Source organism: Actinopolyspora sp. BKK2, from assembly GCF_011291845.1.
Taxonomy (GTDB): domain Bacteria; phylum Actinomycetota; class Actinomycetes; order Mycobacteriales; family Pseudonocardiaceae; genus Actinopolyspora; species Actinopolyspora saharensis.
This window is the reverse complement of the sequence record NZ_JAANTE010000002.1, coordinates 529488-548112: the sequence shown is the minus strand read 5'-3', so window position 1 is coordinate 548112 and position 18625 is coordinate 529488. Positions and strand designations below refer to the sequence as shown.

Below are 18625 nucleotides of genomic sequence, written 5' to 3'. Positions count from 1 at the left end.
CGGGTGCTCACTCGGCGGGGCCTCGGACGTCCCCGTCAGGCACTCGATCGAGTCCCCCACGCCGCCGCGAAACCGCCGCCCGAGATCGGGTCCGCGCACGAACCGTGAGTCTTCACCACGCGAGCATCCGCGTCAACCGACCGGGGGACCCCGTCAGCGCACCACCGCGGTGTCCACCGGCAGGCCGGGCACGGCCGAGATGCCGAGCGGTGAGGGGTCGAGCTCCGTGGCCATCACGTGCGCTCCGACCGCGGCGATCATCGCCCCGTTGTCCGTGCAGAGCCGCGGGCGCGGCACCCGCAGCGTGATCCCGGCCTCCGAACAGCGCTCCTTCGCCAGCGCGGAGATCCGCGAGTTCGCCGCCACGCCGCCGGAGAGCACCATGGTGTCCAGCCCGAGCTCCGCGGCGGCCAGCACGGCCTTCCTGGTGAGCACGTCGGCCACGGCCTCCTGGAACGAGGCCGCGATGTCGGCGATCGGCAGCTGCATCCCCGCCTCGCGGGTCTGCTCCACCCAGCGGGCCACGGCCGTTTTCAGGCCGGAGAAGGAGAAATCGAACTTCGCGTCCCGCGGGCCGGTCAGCCCGCGCGGGAACGCGATCGCGTTCGGATCGCCCTCGCGGGCCATCCGGTCGATCGGCGGACCTCCCGGGTAGGGCAGCTCCAGGATGCGCGCGACCTTGTCGTAGGCCTCCCCGGCGGCGTCGTCGATGGTCGAACCGATCTCGGTGACCTCGCCCGCGATCCCGGACACCGAAAGCAGCTGGGTGTGCCCACCGGAAACGAGCATGGCCAGGCAGCGGGAAGGCAGCGGGCCGTGCTCGAGGACGTCCACGGCCACGTGGCCGAGCAGGTGGTTGACCCCGTAGAGCGGGACGTTCAGCGCGGCGGCGTAGGCCTTCGCCGCGGACACCCCCACCATCAGCGCACCGGCGAGCCCCGGACCGGCCGTGACCGCGACGGCATCCACATCGGACAGGCTCAGCCCCGCCTCGTCCAGGGCCCTGCGGACGGTCGGCTCCATCGCCTCCAGGTGCGCCCGGCTCGCGATCTCCGGCACCACGCCGCCGAACCGCGCGTGCTGCTCGACGCTGGAGGCCACCGAATCGGCCAGCAGCCGCATCGAGCCGTCCGGCTCCAACCGGACCAGCCCAGCCCCGGTCTCGTCACACGACGTCTCGATACCGAGCACGATCCGGCCGGGGCCACCCTTCGCACTCATACCGCTCCACCTTCCTGCTCAGCCGACTGCGCCGGGCGCCGCATGGTGTAAGCGTCGGCCCCGGACGGCTGGTAGTAGCGCTTGCGCACCCCGACCACCTCGAAATCGTGCCGCCGGTAGAGCGCTATCGCCGCTTCGTTGTCAGTGCGCACTTCCAGGAACACCTGCGCACGCTCCTCGTCGGCACGGTCGAGCAGCCTGCGCAGCAGCTTCTTCCCGACGCCCCCGCCCTGCACCTCCGGGGTCACGGCGATCGTGTGCACCTCGGCCTCCGCCCTGGGGCCCTTGGCCACGAAGGCCAGCCCGGCGTAGCCGATCAGGGCGTCGGCGGAGTCGTAGGCGCCGATGTAGAAGTCCCCGCGGTCGAGCGCCGCCGTGAAGGCACCCTCGGGCCAGGGATCGTCCGTGGGGAAGAGTCCGCGTTCCAGCTCGGCGCAACGCGCGACGTCCTTCCTGCGGAGCTTCGCCACGAAGGGGTCGATCCCGCCACGCGCCGTCGAGGTCCGGGCTCCACCGGTGTGCTGATTCTCGGTCACGTCTTCCCTCGCTCGACCGTCACCGTCTTGGGCGGGCCCGGCGTGGCCGCATCCGGCCTGCGCAGGTACATCGGCACCAACGGTTGCGGATCGGCCCCGGACCCGAGCTCCTCCCGCGCGACGGCCACCAGCCCCTCCGGCGTGGGATGGGCGGGTTCGACCACTTCGAGTCCCAGTTCCGCCGCGTGCGCGGCGGCCGACTCCCCCGCTGCGGAGACCACCGGGCTCCCGTCCAGCTTCCCCGGCAGATCGGAGGGGCTGTTCACTGCGGGCGCGGTCAGCCGTTGCCGCGCGCCGTGCTCCCCGGCGGATCCGTAGGTGGCCCAGTAGACCTCCTTGCGGCGCGCGTCGGTCAGCACCAGGACCGGGGAGGTGTCGGCGACCTGGGCCGCCATGGCGTCCAGGCTGCTCACGGGGTGGACCCTCTTCCCCGCCGCGTGGCCCAGCGCCGCGGCGGTGACCATGCCGACGCGCAATCCGGTGAACGGGCCCGGGCCCGCGCCGACGACGATCGCGTCCACATCGGCGAGGCCGTGCCCACCTTCCGCGAGCACCTCGAGCAGTTGGGGGGTCAGCAGTTCACCGTGGGCGCGCGGATTGACCGTTACGCGCTCGGCCAGGGAACGCGGCCAGGAGTTCGCGAGCTCGACCAGCCCCGCGGTTACCGCGGGGGTCGAGGTATCCAGCGCGATGACGAGCACGGTGCTCCAGAGTACTCCTACTCCAGGTCACCGAGGTAACGCGGGTCGGAACCCGGATGCGCCCGCACCGAACCGGCGCGGGCGGGTTCGGTGGGGCGATCGCGCCACCCCACCGAACCCGGCGGCTCACCACGTCCTCCGCTCGGAGTCCCCGCGACGAGGAGAGCGGAGAACCTCGATTACCGGGTGGGCCGCAGCGTCACCGAGTAGGTGTGCGGACGGTCGGCCCGCACCTTGTACTTGTCCATCACCGAGTTCGGCGTGTCACCGAGCCCGGTGACGTCGGCGGAGACGTGCAGGGTGACGAACGGATCGGTGCGCAGCTGGTGCGCGAAATCCGTGCGCTGGGCGTTGGAGTGCCGGTCGGCGGAGACCGCCAGGGAGTCGCCCTCGACGGAGATCCCACCGCTGCTCCCGGACAGCTCGACCCATTCGGTGTCCGTCTTCACACCGTTGTCCTGCGGGGGCAGGAAGTCGAACCACTGCTCCTCCACGCTGCCCGACCAGGTGCCCATGTGCTGCGCGTCCTTGCGATCGGGGTACGACTCGCCGGGACCGCGCCCGTACCAGGTCATCTCCCCGAAGGACTTCGGAACGCGCATCGACATGCCGACCCTGGGCAGCCAGGGCAGCGAACGCATCTGCTCCCCGTAGGCCTCGACCCGGTGCTCGAGCTTCACCCCGCCGGAACCGTCGATCCGGTAGGTCCAGCGGCTGTCGAAGCCGTTGCCCTCCACGTCCGGGGCCGAGGACCGCGTGTTGACCACGACCCGCACCCCGTCGGACGAGGACCGGTCCACCTCGAGGGAACGCACCTCGGTCTCCAGCCGGTCGAGACCGACCGAGCGGAACTTCGCCTCGGGGTTAACCCCGCTCCAGTTGCTCCACTCGTTGCCGAGCGGAGCGCGGAAGACGTCCAGCTTCGGCCCCTGCAGGACCCGTCGCTGCCCCTCCGCGTTCATCGAGCTCAGCGAGCCGGTGGAGCGGTCGAAGGAGTACGCGAAGTCCGCTCCCCGCACGTCGAGCTCGTCCGCGGAGCGCTCCACGGACAGCTCCTCGGTACCGGAGGCCGCTGCGTTGCTTCCCGGCGCGGCCGGCGTGACGCTGCCACCCGCGTCGAACTGCTCCGTGGAGACCGCGTGGCCCTGCGGGATGCTGCGGGACGACTCGGCGAGCCGGGCCCGCAGTTCGAGATGACGTTGCTTCTCGCCCGCTTCCGGCAGGTCGAGGTCGACCTCGCGGCTCTCGCCCGGGGGCACGGTCACGTCGACGGGCCCCTCGGCCACCTTCTTGCCGTGCTCGGTGAGCTTCCAGCTCAGCTCGTAGGCCGAGCTGTCGAGGGTGTGGTTGAAGTTGCGCACCACGAACCTCCCGTCGGCCGCGTCGGAGGCTCCCTCCACCTTCTCGAACCGCACCGGGGCGTGGCTGTAGGCCAGCTGCTTCAGCTCGGGCTGAGGCGTGCGATCGGCGTTGACCAGACCGTTGACCACGAACTGCGAGGAACCGTACGTCTGGTACCGCCCCTGGCGGCGCTGCTCGTCGAAGTTCAGCGCCAGCACGGCGTCCTCGGCCGGGTCCTTGCCCGCCACGATCTGCCCCGGCGGCAGCGCCCGGTCGTAGACGCGGGCGTTGTCCACCACGGCGTGCGCGGTGCGACCGGCGAAGCTGTCGTTGTGCTTCTCCTGGTTGCGGCCGACGGCCACCGTGTACATCGTGTTCTCGGCGATGCCGCCGTCGTAGGCCTCGGAGGCCACCCGCTCACCGTCGAGGAACAGCCGAACCTTGTTCCCGTCGTAGGTGCCGGTGATCCGGTGCCAGTTGCCCCACCAGTCCTCGGGGACCTTCACCTTGGCGGTGTGCCAGTCCCCCTCGCCGTAGACGAAGAACTCCACGTGCTCGCGATCGGACATCTGCAGCGCCCACTGCTTGTCCCCCTTGGCGAGGAAGGTGTTCGACCCCTCCCAGGAGAGCGGTTTGACGTTGATGTCCAGCGACACCGCGTCGCCGGATATGTCCAGCTTCGGATCGCGGTAGGCCTGGGCCCAGTCGTCCAGCCCGGACAGCTTCAGCCCTTTGCCGTCCACTCCCTCCACCAGGGAGGGATTTCCGTTGACGTGCACCGGGATGTCGTTGCCGGAGGAGTCGGGCAACTTGCGCAGGGGTCTGGACAGCCCCTGATCGACCCAGTCCCAGACGAATCCGCCCTGCAGCGCGGGTTCTCGCCTGATGGTCTTCCACATGTCCTCGTAGTTGCCGAGGCTGTTGCCCATGGCGTGCAGCCACTCGCCCATCACCACCGGCTTGTCCGTGGTGCGGGCGTAGTCCTTCAACGCCCCGGGTGAGGCGTAGCGCGGCCCCATCACGTCCGCGAAGGGGGCGTCGCCGTGGTGGCCGTTGGCCTGGTGGTACAGCAACCTGCTCGGATCGTGGGAATCGGCGTAGTCGGCCATCTTGTAGTGGGCCTCACCCAGACCGGCCTCGTTGCCGGTGTCCCAGAAGACCACGCTGGGGTGGTTCTTGTCGCGCTGCACCATCGCGGCGAAGCGGTCGGCGAAGGCCGCCTGCCACTCCGGACGGTCCGCCAGGCAGTCCCGTTCCGGTTCTGCCGAGCAGTCCTCCCTGTAGTGGGTCTCTATGCCGACCTCGTCGGCCAGCAGCAGGCCGTTGCGGTCCGCGAGCCGGTACCAGTACGGATCGTTCGGGTAGTGCGAGGTCCGGACGGCGTTGATGTTGTTGCGCCGCATGAGCTCGACGTCCCGCCGCTGGCTCTCGCGGCTGACCGTCCGTCCCGTCCTGGGGTCGTGCTCGTGGCGGTTGACCCCGCGCATGTAGACGGGTTCGCCGTTGAGCAGGATCTGCTCGTTCTTCGTGGTGACCTCGCGGAAACCGACCGGCTGCTGGGTGGTCTGCAGCACGTTCCCGTCGGGGCCGAGCAGTTCCAGCACCACCGTGTAGAGCGCGGGGTTCTCGTCGCTCCACAGCTCCGGCGACTCGATCTTGCGCTGCAGCTCGACTTCGGCCGAGTCACCGTCGATCCCGGTGCTCTTCCCGAAGCGGGCCACCCGCTGGCCGTCGGGACCGTGCAGGCTCGCGCGCACCCGGTGCTCACCGCTGGTGCCGCCGGTGACGCGGCTGAGCTCCACCCCGACCCGGAAGTTCGCGTCGGTGTAGGAGTCATCCAGTTCGGTGTGGACGGTGGCGTCGGACATGTGCGTGCGCGGCACGCTGTACATCTTGACGCTGCGGAAAATCCCGGACAGGTGCCAGAAGTCCATGTTCTCCAGGTAGCTTCCGGAGCCCCACCGGTGCACCCGCACGGCGATGGTGTTCTTGCCCGGCTCGAGGTGCTCGGTCACGTCGTACTCGGCCGGGCTGTAGCCACCCTGGTCGTAGCCGATGTACTCCCCGTTCACCCACACGAAGGTCCCGCTGGTGGATCCTTCGAAGCGCAGCAGCTGTCGTCTGCCGTCCCAGTTCTCGGGTACCTGGAACTCGCGCACGTAGGCGCCAGTCGGGTTGACGTCGTCGGGGACCTTCGGAGGATCGTAGGGTGAGACCTCCGAGGGCACGTTGCGGTATATGGGGTTTCCGTGCCCCTGTTGCTGCCACACGCCGGGCACCGAGATGTTGCCCCAGTCGTTCGTGGAGCTTCCCGTCTGCCAGTTGTCTCCCAGCTCGCGGTAGTGCTTCGCGTACTGGAACCGCCACTCGCCGTCCAGGGACTTCGTCCACTGCGTCGGGCGGTCCTCCTTAGCAGCGGTGTCCTCCCTGGCGCTGCGCAGTGCCTGCTGCGCGTTGTCGTACGGCCGCAGATAGGCGTGATGCGGCTGCTGGTTCTCCCCGACCATGGTCGGGTCCTCCAAGTAGGACTCGACCGTCTTCGGGTCGACGGGTCCGTTCGGTGGCTGCTCCGCCTGAGCCGCGGCTGGCAGCAGCGGAAGGATTATCGCCACTGCCGCGGCGGGGACCAGCCAACCGGAAGGACGTAATCGACGCGTCCTGTCCATGTGTCCTCCTGCCCGAAAACACAGTGTGATCTTGTTGTTTCTTGTTTGGAACTGTGTTTTCAGCAGGATCTTGTAGGGGAGCACCCCTTCGATCAATACCTACTGGTCGGTAACCTCCAAACAGGGTAGTTCACCCGAAGCGGGCGAAATTCGCGGAGAGGCGCTCCGCCGCTTCCCTACCCCGCGGCCACGTGCTCGGCGAAGGTCGGCACGACCTCGCGCAACGCGTAACGCATCCCGGGGACCGAACCGCTGGAGAAGGCCTTGACCAGCCGCGGGTCGTCGATCACCACGAGGTTGCCGGACCGAGCGGCCCCGGTCCGCTGCAGCAGCGGGTCCGCGCGCAACTGGCTCGAATCCCCGTTCACGGCGAAAACGACGGTGAGATCGGCGCTGAGCACGTCCAACCGCTCCTGCGAGATGTCCACGTAGAAGCTGCCCGAACCGAGCTCGGCTATCTCCGGCTTGTTGCGCATCCCCAGCTCGCGCATGAAGCGCACCCGCGAGTCCTCGCCGAGGTAGGCGCCGTAGCCGTTCCCGTAATGGGCCCCCACGCCAACGGTCTTGCCCTCCAGCGCCGGGTGCTCGGAGACCGCTCGCTCGAACGCCTGCTCCGTCTCGGCCAGCAACTGCTCCCCGCGCTGCTCCTCACCGACGGCGGTGGCCACCATCCGCAGCTGCTCCCGCCAGCCGGTTCCGTACGCGGCGGTGTCCTTCGGGGGACCGACGGTGGGAGCGATCCCGGACAGCGTGCTGTGCGTCTTCGCGGAACCGGCCGAACGCGTGTTCAGGATCAGGTCCGGTTCGAGAGCGGCAACTGCCTCGTAGTTGATCTCGTTCGTGCCGACCAGCTCCGGCGACTCGGTGTACTCGTCCGACGACCAGGGCCCCACGCCGTTGCCCCCGAAGTCCAACCAGTCGCTGGCCCCGACCGGCTGCACCCCGAGTTCCAGCGCGGTCGCCGCGTCCGACCAGCCGAGCGCCACGACGCGCTCCGGTCGTTCGGGTATGCGCACCTCGCCGAACTTGGTGGAGACGGTGAGCGGGAACGGACCCGCCCCCTCCGCCGCGTCGTCGGAGCCCGCCCCCGAAGGACCGCAGCCGACCAGCACCAGCCCCAACAGCGCGGCGCCGAGCAGCGCGCCGACCCTCCGTGCGCGTCCGTGCATCCTTGCCCCTCCCCTGCTGGACCGCGGCCTCCCGCGTGCACGGGGCGTGCAGGGGGACGACGGCCCACGATGAACCGAATTAAGGCTAGCCTAACCTATTCGGTCGAGCGGGGAAGGGCGCAGGGGGCGGACACCGGCGGCACAGCGATTCCGCGAGAAGTCGACATCCGTACTCGCACCGGCACCGCCCCCTGCTGAAGGCCCGGATCAGACCTCCAGCAGCTCCCACAGCTCGCGCGGGAGCCCTTCACCGGCCGCGAACGGCCTGCGCGCGAGCAGCTCCTCGACGGCGGTCCCGTCGAGTCCGCCCTCGGCGGTGAGCACCGCCCGCGCGTGCTCCGGAGGCAGCCGGTCGAACCAACGTGCCGCCAGCTCGCGCATCCCGCTCTCGGCGGCCCGCCCGTACAACCGCAAACGGGCCATGCCGCCGTCGGGGAAGACGTCCAGCCGCACGTGGGTCACCTCGCTGCGCACCGGAAGCCTGAACCGGTGCCGGGTGTCCGGCTGCAACCGGGTCCGCGGCAGCAGCTCGGTCCACGAGCCGGGATCGTCCGGATCGGACACGCGCGCGTCGCACCCGGACAGCGCGGCCCACCCCGGAGAGTTTCCCTTGAAGTGACTGGTGTCCAGCTCCGCCCGGTCGACGGTTCCGACCGCGGCGAGCCGCACCGCGACCCAGTCGTTGCCGTCGTCCCTGCGGCGCGAGGTCTCCCACCCCTCGCCCATCACCCGGGCGAGACCCGGGGCCAGCAGGTTCGCCGGGGAGGAGAAGAACATGTTGCTGCACCCGGTGACCGTGCCGCCGTTCTCCAGCGCGGCCAGGTCGAACCGGTCCGAGGTCCACCGCGGATCGGCGACCGGCTCGCCGTGCACCCGCAGTCGCGCCACGCCGCCGTCCGGGTGCATGCACAACCGCACGTGGGTGTAGCGGTGCTCGGGGTCGACGTCGAAGACGTTCCTGGTGTGCCCCTCGACCGGCGTGGGCGGCAGGATCTCCGCCCAGCCCGCCTCGTCGAACCCGGCCGGATCGGGGTGGTCCTCGGCTGCCCGCGCCTGCACCGAGACCTTCGGCGGGTAGTTGCCCTTGAAGAACGAGGTGTCCACCACGATCCTGCGGATCAGCCCGGGCAGCCCCAACCGGACGACCGCGTGGTCGAATCCGGGCTCCCTGCGCCTGCGGGTCTCCCAGCCGTCGTAGATCTGCCCCTTGTGCCCGAAGCTGTAGGGCTGGAAGACGGGTTCCTCCGGCTTGACGAGGTTCTCCCGCTCGGCGAACAGCTCGTCGTTGGCGTGTCCCACCGATCCGCCGAAGGCTCGCGAGGCCAGATCGGGCAGTGCCGAGCGGTACGAGTCGTCGGCCGCGGCGGAGTCCTGGTGCTGAGTCATGCTTCTCCTCGGTTGAGCAACTTGCCCGTCGGGGTTCCCCCGGCTTCCGGGCCCGCGATCGGTGTGCCGCGCAACCAGGTGGAGCGCACCACACCGGCCAGCGCGCGACCGTGGTAGGCGGTGACCGCGTTGCGGTGGTGCAGCTGGTCGGCGTCGACCACGTAGGCGGAGTCCGGCGCGAACACGCACAGGTCCGCGTCCCCTCCGACGGCGATGGCCCCCTTGTTCCGCAGCCCGGCCACCCGGGCGGGACCCGCCGACATCCACGAGACGACCTCGGCCAGCCCGAAGCCGCGCGTCCGGGCGTGGGTCCAGACCGCCGAGAGCCCCAGCTGCAGGCTGGAGACGCCGCCCCAGGCGACGCCGAAGTCCCCGCTGTCGAGCCGCTTGAGCTCCGGGGTGCACGGCGAGTGGTCGCTGACCACGCAGTCGATCGTCCCCTCGGCCAGCCCGCGCCAGAGCAGCTCGCGGTTGCCCGCCTCCCGCACCGGCGGGCAGCACTTGAACTGGGTGGCCCCGTCCGGGACCTCCTCGGCGATGAAGGACAGGTAGTGCGGGCAGGTCTCCACCGTCACCCGCACCCCGTCGGCCCGCGCCGAGGCGATCATCGGCAACGCGTCCGAGGAGGACAGGTGCAGGATGTGCACCCTGGCCCCCGTGCGCCTCGCCGCCTCCAGCACCTGCGCGATCGCCGTGTTCTCCGCCCCGCGCGGGCGCGAGGCCAGGAAGTCGCGGTAGTTCTCGCCGTGCGCGCTCGGAGCGTGCTCGATCGCTGTCGAGTCCTCGGCGTGCACGATCATCAGCGCGTCCAGCTCGGCCACCGTGCGCAGGGCCTGCTCCAGCTCGCTCGGGTCCAGCGGCGAGAACTCGTCCACTCCCGAGTGCAGCAGGAAGCACTTGAAGCCGTAGACGCCGCTCTCGTGCAGCCCGCGCAGCTCGTCGAGGTTGCCGTGCACGGCTCCGCCCCAGAACCCGACGTCGACGTGCACGTTGCCGCTCGCGACGCCGCGCTTGGTCTCCAGGGCCCCGGAGTCGATCGTGGGCGGCAGGCAGTTCAGCGGCATGTCCACGATCGTGGTGATGCCGCCCGCGGCCGCGGCGCGGGTCGCGGTGGGAAAGCCCTCCCACTCGGAGCGTCCGGGGTCGTTGACGTGCACGTGGCTGTCGACCATGCCCGGCAGCAGCACTTCGTCCTCGGCGAGCTCGACCGTGCGGTCGCCCCGCATGGGGGTGTCGAGGGCTTCCACGGCCGCTATGCGACCGTCCCGGACCCCCACGCTGCCGGAGCCCTCCCCGTTAGGGCCGATCAGCCTCCGCGCGCGGAACACGACATCGAATTCCGGAGCGGAGGGGTTGGCGGATTCGACCACCGCGGCTACCTCCCAACTCGATTTTCAACAAAATGTTGAACCCGGGCGTGGTGTCCGGTCAACCCCGGATTTCACGCGGACCGGCGAAACCAGCAGTGCTCCGTCAGGTTTGCTCGTTCGGCCGCCCCGGCACCGGAACGGCCAGCTGAGCAGCTCGCGGCCGCCGCGGGAGCCGCCCCGCGCACCGCTGCGCGAACCGAGACGGCGAAGTCCCGCTAGAGCCAGTCCTCGGCCAGGTGCTCGCCCAGGACGCGCAACAGCCCGGAGGCCTCGCGCAGCGAGCGCCGCGCGTCCGGCTGCACATGGGAGAGCGCGTACACCGCCGAGAACCCGCCCTCGCCCAGCTCGCGCGCCGACAGCGAGCACCTGCCGGTCACCGCCACGGCCGGCACCCCGCCCTCCACCGCGCGGGAGGCCACCGCAGCGGGCACCTTGCCGCGCAGCGTCTGCTCGTCCAAGGCCCCCTCGCCGGTGACCACCAGGTCGGCCCCGTCGAGGTGCCGGTCGAATCCCGCCAGCTCCAGCACCACGTCGCTGCCGGGCCGGGAAACCGCCGACAGCACCGCCATCGCCCCGTACCCGACGCCGCCCGCAGCTCCCGCACCGGCAGCCTCCGCGAGCGAGCGCCCGGTGGCGCGGTCCACCACGGCAGCGAAGCGTTCCAGCGCCGCGTCGAGCGCACGCACCTCCTCCGGACCGGCCCCCTTCTGCGGACCGTAGACCCGCGCCGCCCCACCGTCGCCGCACAACGGGTTGTCCACATCGGAAGCCAGTATCAGGTCCACCTCGGACAGGCGGGAATCCAGCTCGCTCAGGTCCACTTCGGCCAATCGGCCGAGCGAGCCCCCACCCCTGGGCAGCGGCTCCCCCGCCGCATCGCGGAAACGCGCCCCCAGCGCGGCGAGCATGCCCGCTCCCCCGTCGGTGCAAGCGCTGCCGCCCACCCCGAGCACGATCGTGCGCACCCCGCGGTCCAGCGCCGCCCTGATCAGCTCCCCGGTGCCGAAGCTCGAAGCGGCCAGCGGGTCGAACTCCCCCGGTGTGAGCAGCTCGAGCCCGGAGGCGGCCGCCAGTTCCACCACGGCGGTGTCCGCGTTCACCGCGGCCTCGGCGCGGACGCGCCTTCCGGTCGGCCCGGTCACCCGGACCCGCAGTCCCTCGAACATCCCGGTGGCCAGCGCGGCCCGCACCGTGCCGTCCCCGCCGTCGGCGACGGGCACGCACCGCACCTCCACGTCCGGGACCCTGCCGCGCACCCCGGAAGCGACCGCCTCGGCCACCTCGGGGGCCGTGAGCGAGCCCTTGAACTTGTCCGGCGCGACGAGAACATGACCAGTCACAACACGCTCCGCATCCTCGGCTGGTGGGGCAACGGGACGGGCACCCCCTGCCATTGAGCCCGGCACCGCGGCAGGGGGCACCCTGGGGTTGCGCGCCGCTGGGACGAACAACCCGGTCGAGGCGTCCCGCCGCGGCGCACGCGGGACGCGGGACGTAGGCGACGCTCAGTCGAGGGGTTCCGGCTCCTTCACGGCGTCGATGCGCACCCCGTTGGCGGTGTCCGCCTCCCGCTCGATCATCACCTCGACCAGCACCGGCCTGCTCGTGGACACGGCCTCCTCGCGGGACCACTGGATGGCCTCGCCCAGCTCACCCGGCTTGTACACGCGCCGACCGGAGCACCCGTAGGCCTCCATCACCTTCACGTTGTCCGTGCCGTGATCGTCGTAGTGCAGGTCGACCTCGGTGTTCATCCCGTAGCCCCGCTCGGCCATCCTGATCAGTCCGAGGTACTCGTTGTTCAGCATGATGATCACGAATCCGACGTCGTACTGCGCGGCCACGGCCAGCTCCTCGACGAGGAACTGGAACGAGTAGTCCCCGACCACGGAAACCACCTCGGCCTCCGGGCGGGCCGACTTCACCCCGATCGCGGCGGGCACCTCCCAGCCGAGCGGTCCGGCCTGACCGCAGACCTGGTAGTGCCGCGGCCGGTAGGTGCGCTGGAACTGGCCGGACCAGATCTGGTACAGCCCGATGGCGGTGGTGAAGTAGGTGTCCGGCCCGAAGATCTCGTTGATCTCCTTGAACACCCTGGGCGCCTTGATCGGGACGCTGTCGTAGTCGTCCGGCCTGGTGCCGGTCCTCTTCAGCTCGTTGACCCGCTCCACCCACGAGCGGTGCCGCGGCTGCGCGCCGCGTCGCCTGGCCGCGTCCAGCAGGGCGTCCAGGAAGGGGCCGGTGTCGGAGACGATCCCCAGATCGGGCTCGAAAACCTTGCCCAGCTGGGTCGGCTCGATGTCGACGTGGATGAACTGGCGCTCACCCCGGTACACGTCCAGCGCCCCGGTGTGCCGGTCCCCGAAGCGGGCGCCCAGCGCCAGCACGAGATCGGACTCCAGGAAGGACCGGTTGCCGTAGCGCTGGCTGGTCTGGATCCCGGTCATGCCCGCCCACAGCTCGTGGTCCTCGGGGAAGGTGCCCTTGCCCATCAGCGTGACCTGGACCGGGATTCCGAGCAGCTCGGCCAGCTCCCGCAGCTCCTCGTGCGCCCGGCCGAGCACCACACCCCCGCCGGCCAGGATCAGCGGGCGCTCGGCAGCGCGCAGCATGTCCAGCGCGCGTTCCACGCGCGGCCGGTACGGTTCGACGCGCTGCACCGGCAGCGGCGCGTCGATGCTCGGGTCCCACTCGATCTCCTGCTGCTGGACGTCCAGCGGGAGATCCACCAGCACCGGCCCCTGCCGTCCGGAACGGGCGACGCGGAAGGCCTCCCGGAAGATCCACGGGGCCTGGGCGGCCTCCTTCACCTGCACCGACCACTTGGTCACCGGCCGGGCGACGTCGACGATGTCCACGGCCTGGAAGGCCTCCTGGTGCAGCTTGGCGGAGGCGGCCTGGCCGGTGATGCACAGCATCGGCACCGAGTCGGCCTGCGCGGTGTAGAGCCCGGTGATCATGTTCGTTCCGGCCGGGCCGGACGTTCCTACGGCCACACCGACCTTGCCGTTGGTGCGCGCCCAGCCGTCGGCCATGTGGGTCGCGCCCTCCTCGTGGCGCACGGTCAGGTGCTCGATGTCGCGGTGTTCCAGGGCCGCGTACAGCGGCAGGATCGCCGCTCCGGGACAGCCGAACGCGATGTCCACCCCCTCGGACTCGAGGACATCGACGACGGCCTGCATGACGGGAACCTTGGGCATGTTGGATCCGACCTCTTTCGCAGCGGGGCCCGCACTCGAGGGCGCGCTGTTGCTTCCGCGCGCCCTCGGGTGCGAAGCTCACCGCGGTAACGCTCGGTGCGGGTTGTTTCTCGACAACGCCGGTGCGGTCGGTGACCGCACCGTTTGGACCGCGGGCGACGGCCCGCGGCGGCCTGTCCGGGTGTTTCCGGCGCACGGGTGGCCCTGGTGCTTGGCGGCGCGGAGCCACCCGCTCGCCCGCCGGACTCACGTTCCGGGGGCGCCCCGGAAGATCCGCCGCGGCGCTCGGGTCATTCCATTCCGTTGAGCTTGGCCAGCTGCTTGAACAGCCCGGAGTGGTCCAGCGAACCGTCGCCCTGCACCACGGCGGCCTCCATCAACTGCGCGAGGAGACCGCTCAGCGGAGCCGAGACCCCGGCCTCGCGCGCGGCGCTCTGCACGATCCCGAGGTCCTTGTGGTGCAGCTCGATGCGGAACCCCGGTTCGAAGGTGCGCTCGCGCATCCCCTCGTTCTTGGCGTCGAGCACCTTGCTGCCCGCCAGTCCACCGCCGAGGACCCGGAAGGCGGACTCGGTGTCCACTCCGTGCTTCTCCAGGAAGACCAGCGCCTCGGCCACCAGGGCGATGTTGCCCGCCACGATCAGCTGGTTGGCCGCCTTGACGGTCTGGCCCGATCCGGCGGGGCCGACGTGCACCACGGTCCTGCCGACGACGTCGAGCACCTCCCCGGCCGCGGCGAAGGCAGCGGCGTCACCGCCGACCATGATGGACAGCGCACCGTCGATGGCGCCCTGCTCCCCACCGCTGACCGGGGCGTCGAGCGCGCGCACCCCCTGGCGCTCCGCCTGCTCGGCCACCTCGCGGGAGACCTCGGGGCGGATGGTGCTGCAGTCGATCAGCAGCGCGCCCTGCCGCGCGTTGGCCAGCACTCCGTCCTCGCCGAGCACTGCGCTCTCGACGTCGGGGGAGTCCGGCAGCATCGTCACGATCACGTCGGCTCCGGAGACGGCCTCCGCGATGCTGCCCGCCGCCTTTCCGCCTTCGGCGGCCAACTTCTCGGCCTTGGCGCTGCTGCGGTTGTAGCCGGTCACCTCGTAACCGGCCGCAACCAGGTTGGCCGCCATCGGGCCGCCCATGATGCCGAGTCCGATGAATCCGATCCTGGTCATCGAAGGTCCCTTCTTCTCGTCGAGGTTTCTTCGTTCGCGTTGTCGTGGGTGTTCACCGGCCGGACCCTGCTGAGCCACCAGGCGAACCGAGCCACCGAGCCCCGGCCGGAAACTCCCAACCAGAGCCTTCACATCAACGCAGGCGCTTTGAGCCTGAGCAGTCGGCACCGCCGCCAAGCGACCCGCCAAGCAACCGGCACCGCCGACCTACCCCTCACATCCAGGTGAAGCTGTCGTTGGTGGTCCTGCTCGGCTTGTACTCCAGGGCCACGTGCCCGCGGTATCCTGCCTTCTCCAGCGCGGCGAAGTGGCCGGCGAAGTCCACCTCACCGGTTCCGGGTTCGTTCCGGCCGGGGGCGTCGGCGATCTGCACGTGCCCGATCCTGTCCGCGTACCTGTCGATGGCGGCGCTCGGGTCGTCGCCGTTGGTGATCAGGTGGTAGAGGTCGAACAGCAGCCGCAGGTTCCGCACGTCGCCGGCTTCGCGCACCCTGTCGATGACGGTCACCGCGTCGGCGGCGGTCTTGAGCGGGTAGCTGGGTGTTCCGCTGACCGGTTCGATCAGCACGGTGCCGTCGATCCGGGCGGCCGCCCGCGCGGCCGCGGTGAGGTTCTCCACGGCGGTCACGTCCTGGTCGGCGGGCAGCATCCCCTCGATGCGGTTGCCGTAGAGGGCGTTGAACGCCGTGCAGCCCAGCCGGGCCCCGATCCCCACGGCCACGTCCACGTTGTCCCGGAACTCGGTGGAGCGCTTCGGGTGCGAGAGCACACCGCGGTCTCCGGCGGGCATGTCACCGGCGAAGAAGTTCAACCCCACCAGGGAGACCCCGGCCTCGTCGACCGCGCGGACGAACTTGTCCACCTCACCGTCGGTGGGCACCGCCTCGCCGAAGGGCCACCAGAACTCGATCGCGTCGAACCCGGCCGCCTTCGCCGCGGCCGGACGCGCGAACACGTCCAGTTCGGTGAACAGGATCGAGGTGTTGACGGCGTACGGGAACCGATGCATCCATACCTCTTTGGTTTCGCGAAGTGAAATTTTTATTTCGTACAGCGATAGATTAATGAGTGTCCGCCACAGGGTCAACACCACGAGCGCGGTCACGGGCTACCGTGACGGACGAGCACGCGGAATCGAACCGGAAGCGGCAGGTGTCCGATGAACCTCAGGGCCGAGTTCACGACGGAACCGTTCGAGGGCGAGGGCGAGCCGCCCACCCACGCCGCCGTCGCGCGGGACGTGCTGCGCGAGTCCGGTCTGAACCCCGAGTTCGGGCCGCTGGGCACCGCGATCAGCGGGGAACGCGAAGTGGTGCTCGACGCGCTGTCGAACGTGCTCGAACGGACGCTCGACGCGGGCGCGGACCGGATCACCATGCAGGTCAGCGTCGACGACACTCCCGAGGACAGTTGAGGTTATCCGCGTGCACCCGCTGACTTCAGCGATTCAGCCCCTGCTCAGCCGCATCGGCGCCACGACCGTTCCCGTCGAGGAGCGCGAGCCCGGTGACGTGCTGCTCTACTGGGAGGGCAGCCCCGCCGTGGCCGTGCGACTCCCCGGGGAGGAGCTCACCAGCGCCCTGGACAGGCTGATCGCCCAGGTGGAGTCCGAGCTCGGCGCGAAGCTGTCCGAGCTCTCCCGCGCGGACAAGCAGCGCGCGGTCCGCCTGCTGGAGGAGCGCGGCGCCTTCGCGCTGCGCAAGTCCGCCGAGTCGGTGGCCAAGGCCCTCGGCGTCAGCCGCTTCACCGTCTACAACTACCTCAACCGCGAGCGCTCCTGAGCGAAAGGGGCGCCGCACCCCCACGGTTCCCGGCGGGCCGCCCGCCTCACGCGTCCGGCTGCGAACGAGGTCGATCCGGGGCACACTGCGGCCGTTGTGCGAGTGCACAACCTCCGAGCCGCAAATTTCAACAAACTGTTGACACCTCTGCGGGGCCGGACTTAGCTTTTCCCATCAACCGCTCCGAGGGGTCATCCAGGTGAACCCGAGGAGAACGACCACGCGAACCGTGGGGTTTTGCCAATGTCAGCACCATCTTCCACCGAGGCCGATCCGGGGCTGGCCAAGCTGAACGGTCTTCCCCGTCCGGAGCTGATCAAACAGCTGCTGGCCTGCCTCGACGTCCAGCGCTGGGCCGACGAGATCGCCGACCGGCGCCCCTACCGATCGGACGACGAACTCTACGAAGCCGCCGACCGCGCCGCGGCCGAGCTCACCGAGGAGGAGATCCACGCGGCGCTGGCCGCTCACCCGCGCATCGGGCAGCGCTCCACGGGCAAGGGCACCTCGGCGTCCTGGTCCCGCAGCGAGCAGTCCGGGGTCGACGCCGACGACACGAAGCTGGCCGTGGAGCTCGCCGAGGCCAACGAGGAGTACGAGCGCCGCTTCGGGCACGTGTACCTGGTGTGCGCCAGCGGTCGCAGCGGGCCGGAACTGCTGGAGATCCTGCGCTCCCGACTGGACAACGACCCGACCACCGAGATGCGCGTCGTCGCCGACGAGCTGCGCAAGATCGCACGACTGCGACTGGCGAGGGTGATCGAAGCGTGAGCGCAACGAGCAGGAGCGCCGTCACGACGCACGTCCTCGACTCCTCCCGGGGGCTGCCCGCGGCGGGGATCGCCGTCGCCCTGGAACGGGCCACCGACAACGGGTGGAGCCGGGTCGGCGAGGCCGTGACCGATGACGACGGCCGGGTCGGTCAGCTCGGACCGAGCCGCCTGGACGCGGGGACCTACCGGCTGACCTTCGAGACCGGCGACTACTTCCGACGGCTGAACGTCGACTCCTTCTACCCGCAGGTGCAGATCGCCTTCCACCTAGCGGACCCGGAGCAGCACTACCACGTGCCGCTGTTGCTGAGCCCGTTCGCCTATTCCACATACCGAGGGAGCTGATCAGCTCATGGGCATCGTCATGGGCCCGAACCAGTACGGAAAGTCCGAGTGCCGAATCGTCACCGTCGACAGGGGCAGCAGCAGGCACAGCATCAAGGACCTCAACGTAAGCACCTCGCTGCGCGGCGACTTCGACGACACCCACCACACCGGTGACAACGCCAAGGTGCTGCCGACCGACACCCAGAAGAACACCGTCTACGGGCTCGCCAAGGAGCAGCCGGTCGGCGAGATCGAGGACTTCGCCACGCGCCTCGGCCGCCACTTCGTCGACACGCAGCAGCCGGTGACCGGAGCGCGCGTGCTCATCGACGAGTACTCCTGGGAGCGCATCCCGGTCGGCGGGGCCGGGCACGACCACTCCTTCGCCCGCTCCAGCGACGAGAAGCGCACCACCGCGGTGACCATCGACGGCTCGGAGACCCACGTCGTCTCCGGTCTCAAGGACCTCGTCGTGCTCAAGTCCACGGGTTCGGAGTTCTGGGGATATCCCAAGGACCGGTTCACCACCCTCGCCGAGACCGAGGACCGGATCCTGGCCACGGCCGTGACCGCGCGCTGGCGCTACCTCGGCACCGACGTGGACTGGGCGAAGAGCTTCGCTGCGATCCGCGAGATCATGCTCGAAACGTTCGCCACCACCCACAGCTACGCTTTGCAGCAGAGCCTGTACGAAATGGGGAGGGCCGTGCTGGAAAAGCGTTCCGAGGTCGCCGAAGTCCGGATGTCACTGCCGAACAAGCACCACTTCCTGATGGATCTCGAACGATTCGGCATGGAGAACGACAACGAAGTGTTCTTCGCGGCCGACCGCCCCTACGGCCTCATCGAGGGCACTGTGACCCGCGACGACGTTGATCCGGCCCCCGCGGCCTGGTACAGCCTCCCCGAATTCTGATTTCCCGCGGGGCCGTCGGAACGAGAACCGGCGGCCCCGTTGTCACCCGCCATTCCCGGCACTTTTCCC

Annotated in this window: 16 protein-coding genes; 5 read left to right on the top strand and 11 right to left on the bottom strand. The window is 70.1% G+C overall.

Going from position 1 to position 18625, the window contains the following annotated elements; genetic code table 11:
• Window positions 1–153 precede the first annotated feature (153 nt).
• The 11 genes from tsaD to G9Q41_RS06340 all read right to left on the bottom strand — a co-directional run bounded on the left by tsaD (window position 154) and on the right by G9Q41_RS06340 (window position 15768).
• Complete coding sequence (gene tsaD / locus G9Q41_RS06390; RefSeq protein ID WP_165631809.1) at window positions 154–1221, bottom strand: tRNA (adenosine(37)-N6)-threonylcarbamoyltransferase complex transferase subunit TsaD; 1068 nt, start codon at window positions 1219–1221, stop codon at window positions 154–156.
• Window positions 1218–1703, bottom strand: a complete 486-nt coding sequence (gene rimI / locus G9Q41_RS06385; RefSeq protein ID WP_175455206.1) for a ribosomal protein S18-alanine N-acetyltransferase — start codon at window positions 1701–1703, stop codon at window positions 1218–1220. The genes tsaD and rimI overlap by 4 nt, the downstream gene beginning before the upstream one ends.
• Before the next feature lie 50 nt (window positions 1704–1753).
• Entirely contained in the window at window positions 1754–2458 is a 705-nt protein-coding gene (gene tsaB, locus G9Q41_RS06380) for a tRNA (adenosine(37)-N6)-threonylcarbamoyltransferase complex dimerization subunit type 1 TsaB (RefSeq protein WP_165631810.1), read from the bottom strand.
• A gap of 179 nt (window positions 2459–2637) precedes the next feature.
• Window positions 2638–6465, bottom strand: coding sequence for a glycoside hydrolase family 2 TIM barrel-domain containing protein (locus G9Q41_RS06375; RefSeq protein ID WP_165631811.1), 3828 nt, complete (start codon window positions 6463–6465; stop codon window positions 2638–2640).
• A 176-nt stretch (window positions 6466–6641) separates the two neighbouring features.
• The gene (locus G9Q41_RS06370) at window positions 6642–7634 is read right to left on the bottom strand and encodes an iron-siderophore ABC transporter substrate-binding protein (RefSeq protein WP_165631812.1); all 993 of its coding nucleotides are present in this window, start codon (window positions 7632–7634) and stop codon (window positions 6642–6644) included.
• A 207-nt stretch (window positions 7635–7841) separates the two neighbouring features.
• On the bottom strand, window positions 7842–9020 hold the full coding sequence (gene alc / locus G9Q41_RS06365) for an allantoicase (RefSeq protein ID WP_165631813.1): 1179 nt from the start codon (window positions 9018–9020) through the stop codon (window positions 7842–7844).
• Window positions 9017–10390: an allantoinase AllB gene (gene allB / locus G9Q41_RS06360; RefSeq protein WP_165631814.1), complete on the bottom strand. Its 1374-nt coding sequence runs from the start codon at window positions 10388–10390 to the stop codon at window positions 9017–9019. Before allB ends, alc begins: the two co-directional genes overlap by 4 nt.
• 215 nt (window positions 10391–10605) lie before the next feature.
• Window positions 10606–11730, bottom strand: coding sequence for a glycerate kinase (locus G9Q41_RS06355; RefSeq protein ID WP_165631815.1), 1125 nt, complete (start codon window positions 11728–11730; stop codon window positions 10606–10608).
• 165 nt (window positions 11731–11895) lie between these two features.
• A complete protein-coding gene (gene gcl / locus G9Q41_RS06350) occupies window positions 11896–13590 on the bottom strand; it encodes a glyoxylate carboligase (RefSeq protein WP_165631816.1) in 1695 nt (564 codons plus the stop codon).
• 290 nt (window positions 13591–13880) lie between these two features.
• On the bottom strand, window positions 13881–14837 hold the full coding sequence (locus G9Q41_RS06345) for a 2-hydroxy-3-oxopropionate reductase (protein WP_347568688.1): 957 nt from the start codon (window positions 14835–14837) through the stop codon (window positions 13881–13883).
• 136 nt (window positions 14838–14973) lie between these two features.
• Window positions 14974–15768, bottom strand: a complete 795-nt coding sequence (locus G9Q41_RS06340; RefSeq protein ID WP_092526150.1) for a TIM barrel protein — start codon at window positions 15766–15768, stop codon at window positions 14974–14976.
• A 150-nt stretch (window positions 15769–15918) separates the two neighbouring features.
• Here G9Q41_RS06340 and G9Q41_RS06335 point away from each other — a divergent pair, with 150 nt between their 5' ends.
• From G9Q41_RS06335 to pucL, 5 genes are all read left to right on the top strand, one after another.
• On the top strand, window positions 15919–16173 hold the full coding sequence (locus tag G9Q41_RS06335; protein ID WP_092526147.1) for a thiamine-binding protein: 255 nt from the start codon (window positions 15919–15921) through the stop codon (window positions 16171–16173).
• A 10-nt stretch (window positions 16174–16183) separates the two neighbouring features.
• Window positions 16184–16540, top strand: coding sequence for a helix-turn-helix domain-containing protein (locus G9Q41_RS06330; RefSeq protein ID WP_092526145.1), 357 nt, complete (start codon window positions 16184–16186; stop codon window positions 16538–16540).
• A gap of 243 nt (window positions 16541–16783) precedes the next feature.
• Window positions 16784–17311, top strand: a complete 528-nt coding sequence (gene uraD, locus G9Q41_RS06325) for a 2-oxo-4-hydroxy-4-carboxy-5-ureidoimidazoline decarboxylase (protein WP_092526142.1) — start codon at window positions 16784–16786, stop codon at window positions 17309–17311.
• Window positions 17308–17658 (top strand): hydroxyisourate hydrolase, encoded by a 351-nt coding sequence (gene uraH / locus G9Q41_RS06320; RefSeq protein ID WP_092526139.1) that lies wholly within the window; start codon window positions 17308–17310, stop codon window positions 17656–17658. Before uraD ends, uraH begins: the two co-directional genes overlap by 4 nt.
• A 7-nt stretch (window positions 17659–17665) precedes the next feature.
• Entirely contained in the window at window positions 17666–18556 is an 891-nt protein-coding gene (pucL, locus tag G9Q41_RS06315; RefSeq protein WP_165631817.1) for a factor-independent urate hydroxylase, read from the top strand.
• Window positions 18557–18625 lie beyond the last annotated feature (69 nt).

Bases quoted from the DNA above. Each gene is read 5' to 3' on its own strand.
- tsaD (WP_165631809.1), bottom strand. From the start codon at position 1,221: ATGAGTGCGAAGGGTGGCCCCGGCCGGATCGTGCTCGGTATCGAGACG.
- G9Q41_RS06375 (WP_165631811.1), bottom strand. From the start codon at position 6,465: ATGGACAGGACGCGTCGATTACGTCCTTCCGGTTGGCTGGTCCCCGCC.
- G9Q41_RS06370 (WP_165631812.1), bottom strand. From the start codon at position 7,634: ATGCACGGACGCGCACGGAGGGTCGGCGCGCTGCTCGGCGCCGCGCTG.
- alc (WP_165631813.1), bottom strand. From the start codon at position 9,020: ATGACTCAGCACCAGGACTCCGCCGCGGCCGACGACTCGTACCGCTCG.
- gcl (WP_165631816.1), bottom strand. From the start codon at position 13,590: ATGCCCAAGGTTCCCGTCATGCAGGCCGTCGTCGATGTCCTCGAGTCC.
- G9Q41_RS06340 (WP_092526150.1), bottom strand. From the start codon at position 15,768: ATGCATCGGTTCCCGTACGCCGTCAACACCTCGATCCTGTTCACCGAA.
- G9Q41_RS06335 (WP_092526147.1), top strand. From the start codon at position 15,919: ATGAACCTCAGGGCCGAGTTCACGACGGAACCGTTCGAGGGCGAGGGC.
- uraD (WP_092526142.1), top strand. From the start codon at position 16,784: ATGTCAGCACCATCTTCCACCGAGGCCGATCCGGGGCTGGCCAAGCTG.
- pucL (WP_165631817.1), top strand. From the start codon at position 17,666: ATGGGCATCGTCATGGGCCCGAACCAGTACGGAAAGTCCGAGTGCCGA.